This is a genomic window from Paenibacillus typhae, from assembly GCF_900099765.1.
GTDB lineage: Bacteria > Bacillota > Bacilli > Paenibacillales > Paenibacillaceae > Paenibacillus_AQ > Paenibacillus_AQ typhae.
The window spans coordinates 1-18,445 of record NZ_FNDX01000024.1 but is presented as its reverse complement, the minus strand read 5'-3'; the positions used below and the strand labels follow the sequence as shown (position 1 = coordinate 18,445).

At 54.3% G+C, this 18,445-nt stretch carries 15 protein-coding genes; 11 read left to right on the top strand and 4 right to left on the bottom strand.

The window, feature by feature from the left end; translation table 11 throughout:
• Positions 1-72 precede the first annotated feature (72 nt).
• The gene (locus tag BLR64_RS18410; protein WP_090716342.1) at positions 73-3,168 is read left to right on the top strand and encodes a cell division protein ZapA; all 3,096 of its coding nucleotides are present in this window, start codon (positions 73-75) and stop codon (positions 3,166-3,168) included.
• A 58-nt stretch (positions 3,169-3,226) separates the two neighbouring features.
• Here the strand turns inward: BLR64_RS18410 and BLR64_RS18405 are convergent, their stop codons facing one another.
• A complete protein-coding gene (locus tag BLR64_RS18405; protein ID WP_090716340.1) occupies positions 3,227-3,610 on the bottom strand; it encodes a cupredoxin domain-containing protein in 384 nt (127 codons plus the stop codon).
• A 275-nt stretch (positions 3,611-3,885) separates the two neighbouring features.
• Here BLR64_RS18405 and BLR64_RS18400 point away from each other — a divergent pair, with 275 nt between their 5' ends.
• Positions 3,886-4,935 (top strand): GGDEF domain-containing protein, encoded by a 1,050-nt coding sequence (locus BLR64_RS18400; protein ID WP_244157761.1) that lies wholly within the window; start codon positions 3,886-3,888, stop codon positions 4,933-4,935.
• Between the two features lie 75 nt (positions 4,936-5,010).
• On the opposite strand, the gene BLR64_RS18395 is transcribed toward BLR64_RS18400, so the two are convergent.
• Positions 5,011-5,358, bottom strand: coding sequence for a phage holin family protein (locus tag BLR64_RS18395; protein ID WP_068729048.1), 348 nt, complete (start codon positions 5,356-5,358; stop codon positions 5,011-5,013).
• 141 nt (positions 5,359-5,499) lie between these two features.
• Here BLR64_RS18395 and BLR64_RS18390 point away from each other — a divergent pair, with 141 nt between their 5' ends.
• The 6 genes from BLR64_RS18390 to BLR64_RS18365 all read left to right on the top strand — a co-directional run bounded on the left by BLR64_RS18390 (position 5,500) and on the right by BLR64_RS18365 (position 12,674).
• The gene (locus BLR64_RS18390; protein WP_090716337.1) at positions 5,500-7,863 is read left to right on the top strand and encodes an endonuclease MutS2; all 2,364 of its coding nucleotides are present in this window, start codon (positions 5,500-5,502) and stop codon (positions 7,861-7,863) included.
• A 29-nt stretch (positions 7,864-7,892) separates the two neighbouring features.
• Positions 7,893-8,312 carry a DUF350 domain-containing protein gene (locus tag BLR64_RS18385; protein ID WP_068729046.1) on the top strand — a complete coding sequence of 140 codons (420 nt, stop codon included), beginning with the start codon at positions 7,893-7,895 and terminating at the stop codon, positions 8,310-8,312.
• 131 nt (positions 8,313-8,443) lie between these two features.
• Positions 8,444-8,983 (top strand): hypothetical protein, encoded by a 540-nt coding sequence (locus BLR64_RS18380; protein ID WP_090716335.1) that lies wholly within the window; start codon positions 8,444-8,446, stop codon positions 8,981-8,983.
• Positions 8,984-9,070: 87 nt separating this feature from the next.
• Complete coding sequence (locus BLR64_RS18375; protein ID WP_090716333.1) at positions 9,071-10,282, top strand: MFS transporter; 1,212 nt, start codon at positions 9,071-9,073, stop codon at positions 10,280-10,282.
• Between the two features lie 35 nt (positions 10,283-10,317).
• Positions 10,318-11,937, top strand: coding sequence for a DcuS/MalK family sensor histidine kinase (gene dcuS, locus BLR64_RS18370; RefSeq protein WP_090716332.1), 1,620 nt, complete (start codon positions 10,318-10,320; stop codon positions 11,935-11,937).
• Positions 11,934-12,674: a response regulator gene (locus BLR64_RS18365; protein ID WP_090716330.1), complete on the top strand. Its 741-nt coding sequence runs from the start codon at positions 11,934-11,936 to the stop codon at positions 12,672-12,674. Before dcuS ends, BLR64_RS18365 begins: the two co-directional genes overlap by 4 nt.
• Positions 12,675-12,947: 273 nt before the next feature.
• On the opposite strand, the gene BLR64_RS18360 is transcribed toward BLR64_RS18365, so the two are convergent.
• On the bottom strand, positions 12,948-14,252 hold the full coding sequence (locus BLR64_RS18360) for a hemolysin family protein (RefSeq protein WP_090716328.1): 1,305 nt from the start codon (positions 14,250-14,252) through the stop codon (positions 12,948-12,950).
• A 209-nt stretch (positions 14,253-14,461) separates the two neighbouring features.
• On the opposite strand from BLR64_RS18360, the gene BLR64_RS18355 reads away from it, so the two are divergent.
• The gene (locus BLR64_RS18355; protein ID WP_090716327.1) at positions 14,462-16,021 is read left to right on the top strand and encodes a flavocytochrome c; all 1,560 of its coding nucleotides are present in this window, start codon (positions 14,462-14,464) and stop codon (positions 16,019-16,021) included.
• A gap of 125 nt (positions 16,022-16,146) precedes the next feature.
• On the opposite strand, the gene BLR64_RS18350 is transcribed toward BLR64_RS18355, so the two are convergent.
• Positions 16,147-17,385, bottom strand: a complete 1,239-nt coding sequence (locus tag BLR64_RS18350; protein WP_090716325.1) for an NAD(P)/FAD-dependent oxidoreductase — start codon at positions 17,383-17,385, stop codon at positions 16,147-16,149.
• A gap of 179 nt (positions 17,386-17,564) precedes the next feature.
• Between BLR64_RS18350 and BLR64_RS18345 the strand changes: the two genes are divergently transcribed.
• Both BLR64_RS18345 and BLR64_RS18340 read left to right on the top strand, forming a co-directional pair.
• Positions 17,565-17,798, top strand: coding sequence for a hypothetical protein (locus tag BLR64_RS18345; protein WP_090716324.1), 234 nt, complete (start codon positions 17,565-17,567; stop codon positions 17,796-17,798).
• 58 nt (positions 17,799-17,856) lie between these two features.
• Entirely contained in the window at positions 17,857-18,249 is a 393-nt protein-coding gene (locus tag BLR64_RS18340) for a spore coat protein (RefSeq protein ID WP_090716322.1), read from the top strand.
• The last annotated feature ends 196 nt before the right edge of the window (positions 18,250-18,445 follow it).

Here is an 18,445-nt window from a genome sequence, read left to right as displayed (position 1 = left end):
CCAGAAATCACGATACAATAGGAGCAGGGCAATCAGCTTAGAATCCGCACACATACAAAGGAGGGCACAACTGTGGCTATGGACCGGACCCGTGTCGCCGTGGAGATATATGGAACTTCCTATAAATTAGTCGGAAGCAGCAGTGAATATATGAAGCAAGTCGCCCGTTATGTGGACGAGCATATGCACGCCATTTCTAAATCCCATTCCAGACTGGATACCCCGCGGATCGCGGTGCTTGCAGCCGTACATATGGCAGAGCAGGCCATCCAGGTTCAGGACTTCAAAAATGAACTAAATATGCTGACCGGTGAGCGTACCGAGCTGCGGGTAGAGGTGTCACGCCTCCTGGAAATCCAGCGCGAACGGCAGGAAGAATATGAACGGCTAAGGGAGTCGGCCAAGGCGGAAGCCGCCCGGCTGGTGGCTGAAGCTGAAGAGGAACGCAAGCGTCATCTGGATAACCTGGAGCAGGAACGTAAGGCTCATGCCGAGCAGCTGCAGCAGGCGGAGCAGGCGGCGGCAGCTGCCCGGGAGAAGCTTGCAGAAGAGCTGCAGGCCCGCGAGGCAGAGCTGCAGGAGCTGCGCAACGTCTACGAGCAGGAGCAGGCTGTAAGCCGCGACGGCCACAGGCAGGAGCTGGCGGCGCTTGATGAGGCACGCCTGCAGCAGCTTGACGAATTGAGGGCAGCGCATGCGGAGGAGCTGAAAAACCTCCGTGAGACACTGCTTCAGGAGAAGGCGGAAACGCTGTCTCAGCTGGAGCAGGAGCTGGCGCAGACCCGGGAATCGCTCGGCGGGGAAGTTGTAGAGATCCGCACCGTGCTCAGCAAGGAGCTTGCAGATACCAAGGCAGCGCTTGAGAAGGAGCTCAGCGGGGAGCGGGAAGCGCTGCAGAAGGAGCAGGCCAAGAACAAGGAGCTCCGGCAGTCGCAGGGCACGCAGGAGCACCGCCACAAGCAGCAGCTTCAGGAGCTGGACAAGCAGCTTAATGAGCTGCGCGGAGGTACGGGACAGCTTCAGTCACGGCTGCGTGCGGCCGAAGCGGGGCTTAAGAGTGAACGCGATGCCCGGCAGAGTCTGCAGGCGGAGTATGAAGCGGCTGTTGCCCGGGGAGAGCAGCTCGCCGAGGAGCAGCGGACTTCAGCCGAGCAGCTTGCTCTGCTGAACGGGCAGCTGGAAGAGCTGCATCAGCGTTATGATGAGACACAGAACGATGCGGCCGGACTCAGGGATGCCCTGCAGTCTGCTGAGGAGCGGCTGATCCGCTCCGGGGAAGAGCTGCAGTCGGCAACAGAGCTTGCAGAGCTGGTTAACGCGGAGCTGGAAGAGCTGCGCCAGCGCCATGAGCAGGAGCAGCGGGATTCAGCCGGTCTGCGTGAGCGCTTTGAGCAGGCAGGCCAAGAGACCGCAGAGCTGCGCAGTCTGCTGCAGGAGAAGGAAACGGCGCTCAGCGAGGCGCGCAGAGAACTGCAGTCGTCTACTGAATTACAGACGCTGCTGAACGACGAGCTTAATGAGCTGCGCCAGCAATTTGAGCAGGCAGGCCAAGAGTCAGCAGACATGCGCAGTTTGCTGCAGGAGAAGGAAACGGCGCTCAGCGAGGCGCGCAGAGAACTGCAGTCGTCTACTGAATTACAGACGCTGCTGAACGACGAGCTTAATGAGCTGCGCCAGCAATTTGAGCAGGCAGGCCAAGAGTCAGCAGACATGCGCAGTTTGCTGCAGGAGAAGGAAACGGCGCTCAGCGAGGCGCGCAGAGAACTGCAGTCGTCTACTGAATTACAGACGCTGCTGAACGACGAGCTTAATGAGCTGCGCCAGCAATTTGAGCAGGCCGGCCAAGAGACAGCAGAGCTGCGCAGTCTGCTGCAGGAGAAGGAAGCTGCGCTCGGCGAGGCGCGCAGGGAACTGCAGTCGTCCGCTGAATTGCAGACGCTGCTGAATGATGAGCTGGAAGAGCTGCGCCAGCAATATGAGCAGGCAGGGCAAGAGACAGCAGAGCTGCGCGGTCTGCTGCAGGAGAAGGAAGCTGCGCTCGGCGAGGCGCGCAGGGAACTGCAGTCGTCCGCAGAGCTGCAGACGCTGCTGAGCGACGAGCTGGAAGAGCTGCGCCAGCAGTATGAGCAGGCAGGGCAAGAGACAGCAGAGCTGCGCGGTCTGCTGCAGGAGAAGGAAGCGGCGCTCGGCGAGGCACGCAGGGAACTGCAGTCGTCCGCAGAGCTGCAGACGCTGCTGAGCGACGAGCTGGAAGAGCTGCGCCAGCAGTATGAGCAGGCAGGCAGTGAAGCAGCGGAGCTGCGCATCGAACTCGGAAGAGCCGGAGCGGAGCAGAGCCGTCTGCAGGATGAGCTTGCCCGTACCGAAGCAGAGGCGCGGAACTGGCAGGAGCTTGCCGATAAACATATGGCAGATATCGGCGAACTCGAAATGAGCCTGCTGGAAGCGGAAGAGCGGTCAGATTCGCTGCAGAGCGGGATAGAAGCTCTGCGCAGCCAGGCTCTGGAAATGCAGCAGAAGCTTGAACGCGAGGCCGGCCTGCGGGCGGAAGCCGAGCTTGAGTCTTCTTCGCAGCGTGAAGACGCGGCGGAAGTACGCAAGCAGCTGGCCGCTTTGCGCAGCCGGTACGAGGACTTGATTGCACAGTATGACGACCTGCTGCAGGACAAAGAGCAGCTGGAGGAAAGATATAACCTGCTGGAGGCCGAAACGGAGGAAACCGCACGGCGCTTTGAAGAGCTGTCCGAGGCTGCCCGTGAAGCTGCAGCGGCAGCTGCCGGACAGCAGGAAGCCATCCGTGAGGCCCGCGAGACTGAAGCCGCCTGGAAGCAGCGGTATGAAGAGCTGCAGCAGCGGGAAGCCCAGTGGAGCGGAACGGAAGCCGCTCTGCGCGAGGAAATCGAGATCTGGCAGCAGGAAGCCGGGGAGGCAGAGGCACAGGCCAAAGCGTTAAGCGAGACACAGCGTGAAGCGCAGCAGCAGCTGGACGAGATCGGGGAGCATTTTGAACTGGCCCAGAGCCAGCTCCGGCTAATGCAGGCACAGTTCGAGCTCAGAGAGGGCGAGCTGGACAAGCTGGCCAAGGAACACCGTGAGCTTCAGGCGGAATATGCCAAGCTGCAGAATGAATATAATGAATGGATTCAATTGATCGAGCAGGACAGTTGAATGGCGGATGCATGACAAAACGGATGCTGACCACTATGGGCAGCATCCGTTTTTGGCATTACTCCACTATTACCCTGGCGCTCATGGAGCTGTGGCCGGAGCCGCACATAATGGCACAGGTCATTTCATAGGTTCCCGCTTCCTCTGGAATGATTACCTGCGAGGAGGTTTTGGCATCTAATCTCAGTTCAAGCTCAGGTACAAGAATGCCGTGGTTACCGCTTTCATTTTTAAAAATGATTTTTACCGGCACGCCCTTTTTCAGATGATATTCTTCCTTGTCAAAGCTGTAGTTCGTTGCTGTTATTGTGAGCTCCTCTTCCGCCGCAATAGCGTTTTCTGATGATCCGCCTGCAATGGAGGAATTCTCCTTCCCGCTGCTGCAGGCAGACAGAATGATCAGGCAGAGAATCGACAGCAATAAGGCCGGCTTTTTAAACATGGACATCCTCCTCAGGGTAGTTTCCCCATTAGCATAGCTTACTTTTTGCTGGAAGTCTTTCATAAACCTTGAAAAATTACCGGACAGTAGAGAAACGTCGTTGTTTGTCGAAACATGCAAATAAATGGTGCAAAGATAATTCAAATTCATTATAATAAAAGCTATTATATATCGGTTAAAAGTAGGGGATCTACATTAATATAGCAATTGATGTACAAAATGCGGAGATGTGGCACCGCAGAATATTAAACGGGTACTGGGTGCTTGTCCTGTTGATGCTGGCAGCCCAGTTTATTTTTGTGCTCTCCACTCACATGCCTGAGGTAAAGTCGGCTATTCTGCCTGGTAAAGGGCATTTATTCGTTGCCTGCAACATTATGATTGTTATTGCGATGATTCTGGCAGAAATGTGGCTGCGCACTGCCGTTCTGTATCGGAAGCAGGCTGTAGTCGGCTGCGGCTTCGTTGTTTCCTACTTAATGTATTTTGTCCTCGAGCCGTTTGTGGACGGGGCACAGATGACCCTGATGATGCCGATTATGATATCCCTGATTTACTTTGACCGGAAACTGCTGCATTACCTGGGTCTGTTCAGTGTTGTTTTTTATGCAGGCGTTTATTTCGGGCTGGAGCGCACAATACTGGATAAGCCGATGCTGGAGTTTTTTATGGTGGAATGTGTGTTTATTGTGTTTGTGTTCATGTCCCGCATGGCGATCATCCGTGCGCGAGAGGTCCGGGACCATCTGGAGCAGCTGACCAAGTCGGAGCAGGAGCTGATGGTAGAGCGGGCTATTTCGGATAAACTGCTCAAAATTGATGCGCTGACCGGCCTTTATAATCATAAAACCTTCCATGAATATCTGGATTCGCTGCTGGAGCAATGTGAAAGCAACGGCCTGCATCTGCAGCTCGCCCTGTTTGATATCGATAATTTCAAGCGTGTAAATGACACTTACGGCCACTGGGTCGGAGATCTTGTGCTCAAGGAAGTAGCGGGCCAGGTGAGGGCAATGATTGGACTGAACGATTTTGCTGCCAGATACGGCGGGGAGGAATTCGCGGTTATTTTTACCGACAAAAATGTTCACGAAGCCTATGCGGCTGCTGAGGAGCTGCGGCTGGCAATCGGCCGGATGGAGCATTCCTACGCCGGCGGGAAGCCGATTACTGTCAGTATCGGATTATGCGATTATCAGCTGGGTGACGGGAAGGAGCTGCTGTTCCGCAAAACGGATAACGCTCTCTACACTGCCAAACACGGCGGTAAAAATGCTGTTGTGACCGCCTCCCATTCACATAAGGAAGAAACTGTCTATGCCTGAGAGGACTCACAATAAACCCCCTGTTTCCGGGTGAGCCGGAGAGAGGGGGTTTCGTTGTCTGCTTGCAGCAGGGGGTTATTTACCGGCTTCAAACGGTGTGGACACCGGCAGGAACAGATCTATGATCCCGATGACCAGTGCCGCCAGCAGGGCGCCAAGAATGGTTACACTGACTCCGCTCACGACGAACTGGGCGATCCAGATGACCAGAGCGCTGACCAGAAAGCCGACGATACCGCGTCCGAACGGGGTTGCTTTTTTGCCGAAGATTCCTTCAACCACCCAGCCGAGCAGTGCAATCACCAGAGCAAGAATCAGTGCGCTCCAGAATCCGCCGACTGTAAACTGCGGTACAATCCAGCCGACAACAAGCAGCACGAGGGCTGCCACAATGAAACGGACTACATGACCTAAAAATCTCACTGGAAAAACCTCCTTTGGCCTTCGCATAAGGATATGTGCAGTTGTTATTGTGGCCTTAGGCCGGCTTTTCTATGCCCAAATAGCGTAAATGGGCCGAATTAGGTATAATGTAAACATCTATGAAGGGAGCTGTGACTGTAATTGGACGACAAAATTTTGCATACGCTTGAATATCGCAAGATTTTAAATAAATTGATGCAATATACGCAGACCCCGATGGGGAGGCTTGCAGCAGAGGAGCTGAAGCCTTCCGGTGACTTTGAAGGGGTGAAAAGGCTGCTTCAGGCCACGGACGAAGCGGTCAATGTGGACCGGCTCAAAGGCATCCCTTCCTTCGGAGGAGTAAGCGATATCCGGCCTGCGCTGAAGCGCGCATCAATTGGAGGGATGCTCGGAACGTCCGAGCTGCTCTCCGTAGGCAACACGATTGGCGGGGCGCGCAGAGTCAAGCGGTTCCTCGCGGCCATGCATGAGGATGAGAAGATCGAGCTGCTGTATGCCTTAAGTGATCTGCTCTCCGAGCAGAAGCATGTCGAGGATGCCATCCGCGCCTGCATCGACGAGGACGCGAATGTACTTGATTCGGCAAGTCCGGAGCTGGCTAATATCCGCCGGGAGCTGCGGGGCGGTGAAGCGCGGATCCGCGAGAAGCTCGATTCGATGATCCGCTCGTCCTCTGTAGCCAAGATGCTCCAGGATCAGCTTGTTACGATCCGCGGTGACCGGTTCGTTATTCCGGTCAAAGCAGAATACCGCTCTCACTTTGGCGGAATTGTGCATGACCAGTCCGGTTCAGGAGCTACGCTGTTCATCGAGCCGGAATCAATTGTAGCGATGAACAATAAGCTACGGGAGACCCGGCTGCGCGAGGAGCGAGAAATTGAAATCATCCTCCACAGGCTGACCGACCTGGTTGGCGGCATAGCTGAGGAAATGGCCTATGATGTCGATATTCTGGGCCAGCTGGATTTCATCTTTGCCAAGGCACGGATTGCCAGGGAAATGAAGGCAACCCAGCCGCGGATGAATGACCGCGGATACCTTAAGCTGCGCAAGGGCCGCCATCCGCTGATTCCGGCGGAGCTTGTGGTACCGCTTGATGCCGAGCTGGGCAACCAGTACAGCTCGATTATTGTGACCGGTCCGAATACCGGCGGTAAGACGGTTACGCTGAAGACAGTGGGGCTGCTCAGCCTGATGTCCATGTCCGGCTTGTTCATTCCGGCGGAGGAAGGCAGCCAGATGTGTGTATTCGATGCCATTTATGCGGACATCGGGGATGAACAGAGCATTGAGCAGAGCCTGAGTACCTTCTCAAGCCATATGACCAATATTATCTCCATCCTGAAGCGGATGACTCCGAAGAGCCTTATTCTGCTGGATGAGGTGGGTGCCGGAACAGACCCGGCGGAAGGCTCGGCACTGGCCATCGCCATTCTGGAGCATATCCACCGCACCGAATGCAGGATGATTGCGACAACGCACTACAGCGAGCTGAAGGCTTACGCCTATGAACGCAAAGGTGTCATCAATGCCAGCATGGAATTCGATGTGCAGACCTTAAGCCCGACTTACCGCCTGCTGATCGGCGTGCCTGGACGAAGCAACGCTTTTGCGATTGCTGAACGGCTGGGTCTGCCGGGCGCCATTCTGGAGCATGCACGCGGTGAAGTGAAGGAAGAGGATCTGCGCGTTGAGCATATGATTGCTTCCCTGGAGGAGAACCGGCTTACCGCCGAGCAGGAGCGTGAGCGGGCCGAGGTGATCCGCCGGGAAGCGGAGGAATTCCGCAAGCGGCAGCAGCTTGAGCTGGAGAAGCTGGAAAGCCAGCGCGACAAGCGCCTGGAAAAGGCCGAGAAGGATGCCAGCGCCATTCTCGACAAGGCGCGCAAGGAAGCCGAGGAGATTATCAGCGATCTGCGCCGCCTGGCCATGGAGGAAGGCGCTTCGGTCAAGGAGCATAAGCTGATCGAAGCCCGCCGCCGCCTGGATGAAGCAGAGCCGGCACCGCGCAAAAAAGCAGCGTCCCGCGCTGCAAAGGCACCGCGTCAGCTGCAGCCCGGCGATGAGGTGAAGCTGCCGAGCGTGAACCAGAAGGGTTACATTGTAGAGCTGAGCGGAACCAAAGAAGCGGTTGTGCAGTTCGGCATTATGAAAATGAAGGTCAATGTGAGCGATCTCGAGTTTCTGGCATCCGCTCCGGATCAGCCAGCGCCTGCACTGCGCCGGGCCACGACAGTCAAGCGTACCCGTGATGAGAATGTCCGCAGTGAGCTGGATCTGCGCGGAGCCAACCTTGAGGAAGCGATCATGGAAACGGACCGTTTCATTGATGAGGCGTTCCTGGGGAATTTAGGACAGATTTATATTATTCACGGCAAGGGAACCGGCGTATTGCGCACCGGCATCCAGGAGTATCTGCGCAAACATAGACATGTCAAAAGCTACCGGCTTGGAAATTATAACGAAGGCGGCGCGGGTGTAACCGTGGCTGAGCTTGAGTAGCGGGGAAGCACGGCAGAAAGAGGGGAATTATGCAAGGAAATATTGATCTTTTGCTGGATCATCCGCTGGGCGCATTGCTCGGCTATTTCACTGTAGCCATTCTGGGTCTGGTAATCTTCCTGTCCTTCTTTGAAATGGTGACCAAGTATAACTGCTGGGAGGAAATCCGCAAGGGGAATCTGGCGGTGGCAATGGCTACCGGCGGCAAAATTTTCGGAATCTGTAACATTCTGCGCTTCAGCATTCAGGCGGGGGCTTCGATTTATGAGACGATGAAATGGTCGCTGGTCGGATTTTTGCTGCTGCTGCTCGCTTATTTCCTGTTTGAATTTCTGACCCCCGTGTTTTCGATTGATGATGAAATTGCCGCGGATAACCGGGCTGTCGGGTTCACAGCACTGCTGATCTCGGTCTCGCTGTCCTACGTGATTGGCGCCGCGATATCCTGACTTAGGAGTAGAACTGATGAAAATTCTGATCCGGGTGCTCTTTATCTCCGCCGTAGCTTTTTTAGCAGCAGGTATTTTATATCTCGTGATTAACTGAATTTTATATGTGAGGTAAGAAGGAGACAGAAACAATGGAAACAACTGTATGCCCGTGGTGTCATACTGAAATTGTGTGGGATGAGGAGTTTGGGCCTGAAGAGACCTGCCCCCACTGTAACAATGAGCTGAGCGGTTACCGTACGATTACCGTAGGCGTGGATGATCTTGAGGATGAAGAGCCGGAAGCCGGGGAAGATGCGGAAACGGACGAGATCAGTAACGAGAATTTGTGGGACGATGATGATAAAGAAAGCGTAGTACCGATCTATAATACGCTCAGCCAGTTTGGTGAAGAGTATGACCTTCAGCAATATGAGCAGAGCGTAGCTGCGGTTCTGGCGGCGCAGCTTGAGGCACCGGAATGTCCGCAGTGCCACGAGCTGCTGGTGCTGGCCGGCAAGCAGCCGGTAGACCAGTTTGAGCCATCAGCTTCGGAAGCGCTGGCCGGACCTGTACTCAAGGCGCCGTTTTCACTGAATCTGTACGTCTGTCCTTCCTGCTTCCATGTGCAGCAAAGTCTTGCCCAGGAAGACCGTATTCAGTTTGTGCGCAACCTGAGCAGCGGGAAATAACCTAAAATGTTTATAATCCGTCCTTCTGCCGGACAAGCTAAACCGGATTGATTGTCCAGTCCAGACAGATGGCAGGAGGGCGTTACATTGAAAAAAACACCAGAAAACCAGGCGGCTCTGCTGCTTGCGGTGAACGGTTTAAATTTGCTGGCCAGTGTGCTGGCAGGTACTTTTTTGAATGTGTATTTGTGGAAAGCCCGTCAGGACTACGGCATGATCGGCTGGTTTGCGTTCAGCCAGCAGGTGGCGGTGGGCCTCAGCTTCTGGCTGGCCGGCAAATGGGTCAAGGAACACAATAAAATGAATGCCCTGCGGCTGGGAATCGCCGTTTCGGGCATTTTTTATTTGCTGGTGCTGTGGGCCGGAGAATCCGCCTCGAGCTATATCTGGCCGCTGGGCCTGACGCTTGGGGTGGCCATCGGTTTATTCTGGCTGGCTTATAATATTATCTATTTTGAAATAACGGATGCTCAGAACCGTGATCATTATAACGGTTGGATGGGGCTGCTTGGTTCACTGACCGGTATTGTCGGCCCTTTTCTGTCCGGCTGGCTGATCTCCAGGCTGCAGGGGCAACGCGGTTACCGGGTGGTGTTCATCGTATCGCTCTGTATCTACGGGGCTGCCGCTGTGCTGAGCTTCTTTCTGAAGAAACGAAAAAGCGAAGGAGCCTATCTGTGGCTGGAGCCGTGGAGAGAGCTGCGGCGAAGCGGCAGTGCATGGCGGCCCGTTGCCGGCGCACTGGTGTTTCAAGGCATACGGGAAGGCGTCTTCTCCTTCCTCATCGGTCTGCTGGTTTACCTTGCAGCGCAGACAGAGAGCAAGCTCGGGCAATTCGCGCTGATTACGTCCTCGGTCTCCCTGGTCAGCTATTATGCGGCCGGTAAATGGTTCAAGCCCCGCTTTCGCTCTGCAGGCATGCTTGGCGGCGGAATCCTGCTGGTGGCGGTGATCGTGCCGCTGCTCTGGAAGCTCAGCTACGGTACTCTGCTGCTCATGGGGATCGGAACTTCGCTGTTTATTCCGTTATACATGCTGCCGATGACGTCAATCAGCTTTGACCTGATGGGCGAAACGGCAGAAAGTGTGAGTAAACGCGTAGAATGGGTGGTGCTCCGGGAGCTTAGCCTGATGAGCGGGCGGCTCCTGGGTATCCTGGTGTTTATCTGTGTGCTGTCAGTCAGCCGCTCTTCGCAGGTAATTATTGTTCTGCTGCTTGCGCTTGGCACAGCCCCTATGGGCAGCTGGCTTGTACTCCGCCGAAGGCTTCACCGCAGGGAGGCCGGCGATATGTCATAATGGGAGCAGGACATGCCGGAGAGGACTTATCATAAATGGCGAGAAAAAAAAGAATCGGTCTAAGAACTAAGGTTGCTGTTATGGTATCAGTGGTGGTGCTCGTAGTGCTGCTGATGCTTTATTTTATTTTCAGGAATCAGATTATCCCGCAGACCCGGCATGCACTGGAGGACAAGGCATATACCATTGCCCGCACCATTGCCCTGATACCGCTGATCTCGGAGGGACTGAACACAGGGAACAGCAGGGAAATCCAGGCCTATACCTCCAAAATAACCCGCCGCAATGATATTATGTTTGTAGTTGTCATTGATATGGACAGTATCCGTTATTCACATCCTGATGCTTCGCTGATCGGCAAACCGTTCGTCGGCGGCGGCCAGCAAGCCGCCCTGCGCGGCGGGGAGAGCATCTCGGAGGGGCAAGGCATGCTAGGGCGCTCCTTACGTGCCTTTGTTCCAGTGTATACGAACAGAGGCCATCAGGTAGGCGTTGTAGTTGTCGGGCTTTCACTGGAGCGGGTGCAGAAGCTGGTCAGACAAAATGAATGGACCCTGGTTGCCATCCTGCTGTCCGGTGCAGTTCTTGGAGCCTGCGGTGCCTTTATTCTCGGCTTGGAGATCAAACGCATGATTTTTGGCATGGAGCCTGCTGATATTTCGCAGCTGCTGCAGGAGCGCAGCGCCATGCTGCAATCCATACGCGAGGGCATTATTGCAGTGGACGACAAAGGTGTTATTACCATGGTCAATGTAGAAGCTGAACGGCTTCTGGCCAAAGCAGGTATTACCGGCAACGGCAACACCCGGAAGATCAGTGCGTACTGGCCGGAGCTCAGACTGGAGCAGGTGCTGGCAAGCGGTGAGGCCTGGCAGGACCAGGAGCTTGAGCTTAACGGTATCACGCTGCTGGCCAGCCGGGTGCCGATCCGGGTGAATGGTGAAATTGCCGGGGCGATTGCCACCTTCCGCGACAAAACGGAGCTGGTCGTGCTGGCAGAACGCTTATCCGGCATCTCCGTGTATGCAGATGCGCTCCGGGCAGGCGCACATGAGTTTATGAATAAGCTGCATGTCATCATGGGCATGACGCATATGGGCCTCTATGAGGAGCTGCAGCAGTATATATCGGGGACAGTCAGCAATTACCAGAACGAGATTGGTTCCATTACACGCCAGATCAAAGACCCTGTGATGGCCGGGTTTCTGCTGGGCAAGCTCAGCAGGGCGAGGGAGGCCGGAACGGAGCTTGCGCTGTCTCCAGACAGCTATTTACCGGAAGCTGCTGATCCGCAGACCATTCACGAGCTGGTCACCATTGCCGGCAACCTGCTGGACAATGCCATGGAAGCGCTGGAAGGGCAGGCGGTCAGGGTTATTGAGCTCGCTTTTTCCTATGAGCGCGGGATTCTTAGCTGTATTATACAGGACAGCGGGCAGGGAATTCCGGACCAGCTGCAGCAGCAGATTTATGTGCAGGGCTTCTCCACCAAAGGGGAACGCCGCGGATTCGGTCTTTATCTGGTGCGCAAAAGCGTAGAGAAGCTGGGAGGCAGGCTTGAAGTCGTGTCCCGGGGAGTGGATGGAACAAACGGGACGGGAGCTACTTTTACCGTAGAAATTCCCTATGCTGTAAAGGATGAGGAGAGCATATGAACATTAGAGTGCTGATTGTTGAGGATGACCCGATGGTAGCCAAATTCAACCGCCATTATCTGGAGCAGGTTGAGGGCTTTGAGTGTGCGGGCTGGGTTACCTCCGGCGTAGAGGCTGCCAGAGTGCTTGACGAGCAGGAGATTGATCTCGTGCTATTGGACATCTATATGCCCGGGACGAACGGCTTGCAGCTGCTGTCCTCCCTGCGTGAGCATGGCAGTACAGCCGACATCATTATCATCTCAGCCGCCAGCGATAATGCCAGTATCCGCAAAGCGCTGCAGCTGGGAGCCGTTGATTACCTGATAAAGCCGTTCGAATTCGCCCGGTTCCAGGCGGCGCTGACAGCATACAAAGAGGATTACTACGCCCTGATGAAGCAGGAGGAGCCGCTCAGCCAGGAGCAGCTCGACAAGCTGCTGCGGCCTCATAGCGGAACGGAAGAGGAGAAGGCTGCAGCTTTACCGTTGCCCAAGGGGCTGTCCGAGGGAACGCTGGAAAGCATCTGGAGCATCATCAGGCAGTTGGACAGCCCCGTGTTCTCCACAGAGTATATAACCGCAGTGGCTCCCATTTCTCGGATTTCAGTCCGCAAGTATCTGGCTTTCCTCAAGGACGCCGGGGTTCTCGGCATGGAGATCGGCTATGGTGCGGTAGGACGGCCGGTTTATATGTACACAGTTACGCCTGCGGGGCCTGAAATTATAAGGAAATATATTGGCGGCGGCAGCCGGTAAAAGCACAAAGGACCCTTTTGGGGTCCTTTGTCTTATGTCCGCGGATAAAGTGCAGAATTTTGCTGCGGCAATGAGCGGTGCCGGGCGATCTGGAAGCAATGGAGGAGGGTTTTCACTAATGGGCCCGACCCGGCCGATCGGTCAGCCAAAAGAGGGAAAACTCCCACTATTGTGCCCCGGCCCGGCCGATGAAGCAGCCCCGCCCAAGGCCCGCGATGCCACATACTGCGCTCGGCATGTCCGCTAACCCGAGGCACCGCCCACCCGCGCCGTTCACCCCGCAGCCTGCAGCAGCGTAACCTTAATCTTGCGGATCCGCCGCTGCCCTACCTCATGGACAGAGAAGGTATATCTGCCATAGACAAATTCGGGCTTCTCATGGGAGGAAGGAATCCGGCCGATCTGGCCGATCACGAACCCGCTGAGCGTATCGTAATCCTCCACCGGCAGTTTGGCCGTAAGCACCTGCTGCACCTCGCGCAAACTCATGGTTCCGTTGAATAAGTAAGTCTGGTCGTCAAGCTGTGTATATTCTTCCTCATGCTCGTCATATTCATCGTAAATATTCCCGACAATCTCTTCGAGCAGATCCTCCATCGTCACGATCCCTGCAGTCCCGCCATACTCATCCACCACTACGGCAAAATGCACACGGTTCTGCTGCAGCTCCTCAAACAGCTCATGTGTCCTTTTCGAAGCAGGAACAAAATAAGGACGGCGTGCCAATTCCCGCAAATTCCATGAACCGCCGCTGCCTCCGTTAACAAACCGGATCAGGTCTTTACTGTGCAGGATGCCTACAATACTGTCGATATGGCGGTCGTACAGCGGAAAGCGGCTGTAGCCCTCCTTCTCGGCGGCCTGCGCAACCTCCTCCGGCGTAGCCAGTACAGAAAGTGCCACAATATCGGTGCGGTGAGTCATAATATCCGACACCTGCTTATTGTCAAAGTCAAAAATATTGTTAATCATCAGCTTCTCCGCAGCCTGAATGGTCCCCAGCTGTGCGCCGCTGTCCAGCATCATCCGGATTTCTTCCTCGGATACCTCCTCGTCCTTCTCATGCGGGTTGACCCCAAACAGCCGGACCAGAACATTGGTGGAGGAGGTTAATAATTTTACAAAGGGTGCGGCAACCTTAGATAGCATATTGAGCGGTGCAGCAACGAACATGGCGATGCCATCGGCTTTTTTCATGGCTACACGTTTGGGTACGAGCTCCCCCAGCACCAGTGTGACATAAGAGAGAATCAGGGTGATGAAAACCAAGGAGACGGTGTCCAGAATATTGACTGCAACGGGAACGCCGAACGATACGAGCAGGGCAGACAGGTCCCCGGCAAAATTTTCGGCTGCAAAGGCGCTCGCCATAAACCCGGCAAGGGTAATCCCGATCTGGATCGTTGCCAGAAAACGGCTTGGCTCTTCAAGCAAACCCTGCAGGAGCTTCGCTTTGGCGTTGCCGTCCTGTGCCATCAGGCGGATTTTGTTATCGTTCAGTGAGATCAGTGCCATTTCGGATGCTGCAAAAAAGGCGTTAACAAAGATCAGCAAAAAAACAACCGCTAGCTCAATCAAATTAGAAGCACCTCCCGGTATTGTGGAATAACAGCCATGAGGGACGTTATCCCATATATATACTTAACCTGAAACCTGCCCGACATTCCCCTTGGTACTTTTAGTTACTTTAGTTACAAAACGTTTTCTTTAGTTACGTAAGCTTCCAAAGACGCCCCTGCACAGCTATGATAATTGTGAAATTATGCACAAGGGGGCAACAGTTACACATGAAAAAGAAAACAGCAGCCGCTCTTCTTCTCATTCTCTCCGTTATTCTTGTTATCGCGGGATGCGGTAACGGAAACAACAGCACTAATACGGAAAATAACGCAAGCGGGAATAAGAGCACTAACAGCACGGCAAGCGCAACGGAAGCACCAAAAGAGGCGGAAGCCGTGTCCGGGGCATCAGTAGCCAGCTATACACCAATGGATCAGTTAAAAGAGAGCTATGACATTATCATTGTCGGTGCGGGCGGCGCCGGTATGACCGCTGCGCTTGAAGCGAAGGCGAAAGGGCTGAACCCGGTTATTTTTGAAAAAATGCCGGTTGCCGGCGGGAACACAACTAAATCCTCGTCGGGGATGAATGCTTCCGAGACCAAGTTCCAGAAGGAGCAGGGCATCGAAGACAGCAACGATCTGTTTTATGAGGAGACGCTGAAAGGCGGCCATGACACCAACAACACAGAAATGCTCCGTTTCTTCGTCGACAATTCCGCGGCAGCTATTGACTGGCTCGATTCGATCGGCATCCGGCTGAACAATATTACCATTACCGGCGGCATGAACGAGAAGCGCACCCACCGTCCGGAAGACGGCTCGGCCATCGGCCAGTACCTGGTCAAAGGGCTGGTGCAGAATGTTCAGGAGCAGGGGATTCCGCTGTTCGTGAACGCTGACGTAAAGGAAATTACCCAGCAGGACGGCAAAGTCAGCGGCGTGAAGGTGCTGTTCAACCAGGCGGATGAAAAAGCCATTACAGGTAAAGCGCTCGTTGTAACAACAGGCGGCTTTGGCTCCAACATGGATATGATTACTGAAGTAAGACCGGATCTTGAGGGTTATGTTACCACTAACCAGATCGGCAGCACCGGCGACGGAATCAAAATGATTCTGGCGATGGGGGGTACCACCGTTGATATGGATCAGATCCAGGTTCACCCGACAGTACAGCAGGAAAAGTCTTACCTGATCGGTGAAGCAGTCCGCGGGGAAGGCGGTCTGCTTGTGTCAAGCGAAGGCACGCGGTTCACCAATGAGCTGGATACACGTGATAAAGTAACAGCAGCCATTAACAGCCTTCCTGAAAAAGCGGCGTATCTCGTATTTGATTCCGGTGTGAAATCACGCGTCAAAGCCATTGAGCAGTATGAAAAAATGGGCTTTGTCATCCAGGGTGATACAGTCCAGGCTCTGGCTGAGGCGATGCAGGTGCCTGCCGACAAGCTGCAGGCTACGGTTGATACCTGGAACACTGCAGTTGCCGGTAAACAGGATGCTGACTTCGGCAGAACGACCGGGATGGATCATGATCTGTCCGCCGGACCGTTCTATGCCATCAAAATCGCTCCGGGGATTCACTACACCATGGGCGGCGTAAAAATTAATACGAATACCGAAGTATTGAATAAAGACGGCCAGCCGATCCCCGGCTTGTTCGCAGCAGGTGAAGTTACGGGCGGATTGCACGGCCAGAACCGCATCGGCGGAAACTCTGTTGCCGAAATTATTATCTTCGGACGGCAGGCAGGAATCAAATCTGCAGAATTCGTACAGAAGCAGTAAGAGATTCAGCTTTCTTCACAAGCATCTATGCGTAGATAAAATCAAACAGCAGGAGTTCATGCTCATACGAGCAGGGCTCCTGCTGTTTTTAGTTCCCGGAACCTGCCTTGAAAGCTTCGGTGCAGCTAAGCCTCCACGGCAGGCGCAGGCGACGGCTTGGCGCTGCGGGTGAGCGAGAACAGCTCCAGCTCAGGGCGTGTACGGCCGGCTAGCGTATCAGCCAGCAGATCAGCCGCAATCATGCTGTATACGGTGCCATTGCCACCATAGCCTTCAATAAAGTAGCAGTGCGGATATTCCGGATGCGGCCCCATGTAAGGCAAGCCGTCCTTGGTTGAGCCGAATACAGCACCCCAGCAATATTCCGCTTCCACACCCTTAACCTCCGGAAACAGCGCCTCAACCTCCTCCAGCAGCTGCCGGCACTGGGAGAGCACCCGCACTTCACGCCGCTCCGGATCGGTGAGCTGCTCATCCTTGCCGCCGGCAATAATGCAGCCATCAGGAGTGGTCCGGAAATAAAGATAAGGCCGGGCTGTTTCCCAGAGCAGGCTCTGTTCGTGCCATTTAGGAAGCTTGGGCAGCGGGCGGGTCTTAATGGCATACGTGTTGATAAGCTCAGCACCCCGGTCCTTCTTCATCTCCTGTGTCTCATAGCCCATGGAGAATATCACCTTTTTGGCAAAAATCCTGCCCCGGTCTGTATAACAGGTAACTCCGTCAGCGTGATATTCATAATGAATAGCCCGGGTGTGCTCATAGACACGGACACCGCCGGAATGCGCCTTGTTGATCAGACTGTGGACTGTGCGGAACGGGTTCGTCTCGGCATCACCCTTGGAGTACAGAGCTGCCGGTTTGGAGAAGGAATAGTGTTCCCTTACCTTGTCCGCATCCCAGAATTCGGAATGAAACCCGTGGGTGGTGAGCGTTTCATGCTCCTGACGGAGCAGCGGGATATCCTCAGGCGTGCTTGCATAGAGCAGGCTGCTGCGGGGGATGATGTGGGCGTCAATATCAAGCTTTCCAGGCAGGTCGAGAATTTTATCAACAGCTTCCTTGCATAATTTATAGAATAAGACACCGTTTGCTTCCCCGAATGTATTGATGCAAGCAGTCAATGATTTGTCATTGGCGATCTGCAGCAGGCCTGTATTGGCGTGGGAGCTGCCTCCGGCAATTTCCCGCTTATCGATCAGGACTGCAGAAGCCCCGCTTAACGATAATCGGTAAGCCATCATGGCCCCGCCCATGCCTCCACCAACGATCAGGCAGTCGCAGGATAAATCCTCTTCTAATGAAGGATAAGCAGGACGATCGGTAAATGTGGATTCCCAGGGAAGCTTTCCGCTGTTAAGTTTCATGTGTATCTCTCCTTAATGAGATTCCGATAGGGTAGTATTGGCTGTTCTGGGTGCTCTGATTCAAGGGATTAAGGTTCTTTTTTTGTTATTTCGGTTTAACTTGCAGGAGCTACATAAACCATAAGCTGCTGCGGCATAATAAGGACTGCTTGTACATTAAGAAGGAGGGAATTACGATAATGCACTCAACCCATATGCAGGCGTTAAGCGGCAAAGAACTGGAATACATCGCCGACTCCATTTCAAATGAAGATCTGCTTATCAAGCAGCTGGCTGCCACAGCTGGCACAACCCAGAACCAGACGGTCCAGCAGATCTGCGTCCGGCAGATTCAGAGTCATACCCAGCACATGAACTCACTGATCCAGCTGATGCAGCAGCATCAGCAGTACGCGCCGACACAGCCGCAATAATGACATGAACTTCTTTTAACAGAACAAACTATATACACAAAAACAGGAGGTAATGCTAGTGTACGCACAAAACGGAACCGCATTTATGGCAGATGAGGACTTGCTGAATACTGTGCTGGCGGATTTGAAGCGCACGGTGCGGGAATATACAACCGCTGCAACCGAATCGAATTGTCCGACTGTCCGCCGGGTCTTTACTGACCTGACAATGGACACGCTGCGCCTGCAGGGGGAGCTGTATACTCAGATGTCACAGCTGAACATGTATACAGCACCGGGAAAAGCGCTGCGTCAGGATGTAGACAAGCAGATCCAGACCGCTCATCAGACGCAGGCCAAATGCCAGCAGTTTGTACAGCAGAAAATAGGTGGCGCCGGAGCATACAATCAGGCTGCGGGAGTACCGGTGCATCAGCCGAACGTGCAGAATCACAACCCATACTATATGTAAACCTGCCCAGCAGGCAATGAAGCACAGCTACACTGCTGCTGCTTCTTGTTCCACACAGTCCGTTCATACCGGGAATCCCGGAAGAACGGGCTTTTTTTTTGATGGCGTGCCCAGAGGCACGCATTATCTAGTTGGTGCAAGTCCAACCAAGAGAGGGGCCAAGCCACTCTTGTAGCTAGGATGCTTGCGCATGGCG

What these genes read in the sequence shown, in the direction of transcription:
- dcuS (WP_090716332.1), top strand. Translation starts at nt 10,318, where the DNA reads ATGGCGAGAAAAAAAAGAATCGGTCTAAGAACTAAGGTTGCTGTTATG.
- BLR64_RS18350 (WP_090716325.1), bottom strand. Translation starts at nt 17,385, where the DNA reads ATGAAACTTAACAGCGGAAAGCTTCCCTGGGAATCCACATTTACCGAT.
- BLR64_RS18405 (WP_090716340.1), bottom strand. Translation starts at nt 3,610, where the DNA reads ATGTTTAAAAAGCCGGCCTTATTGCTGTCGATTCTCTGCCTGATCATT.
- BLR64_RS18385 (WP_068729046.1), top strand. Translation starts at nt 7,893, where the DNA reads ATGCAAGGAAATATTGATCTTTTGCTGGATCATCCGCTGGGCGCATTG.
- BLR64_RS18345 (WP_090716324.1), top strand. Translation starts at nt 17,565, where the DNA reads ATGCACTCAACCCATATGCAGGCGTTAAGCGGCAAAGAACTGGAATAC.
- BLR64_RS18365 (WP_090716330.1), top strand. Translation starts at nt 11,934, where the DNA reads ATGAACATTAGAGTGCTGATTGTTGAGGATGACCCGATGGTAGCCAAA.
- BLR64_RS18380 (WP_090716335.1), top strand. Translation starts at nt 8,444, where the DNA reads ATGGAAACAACTGTATGCCCGTGGTGTCATACTGAAATTGTGTGGGAT.
- BLR64_RS18400 (WP_244157761.1), top strand. Translation starts at nt 3,886, where the DNA reads ATGCTGGCAGCCCAGTTTATTTTTGTGCTCTCCACTCACATGCCTGAG.
- BLR64_RS18355 (WP_090716327.1), top strand. Translation starts at nt 14,462, where the DNA reads ATGAAAAAGAAAACAGCAGCCGCTCTTCTTCTCATTCTCTCCGTTATT.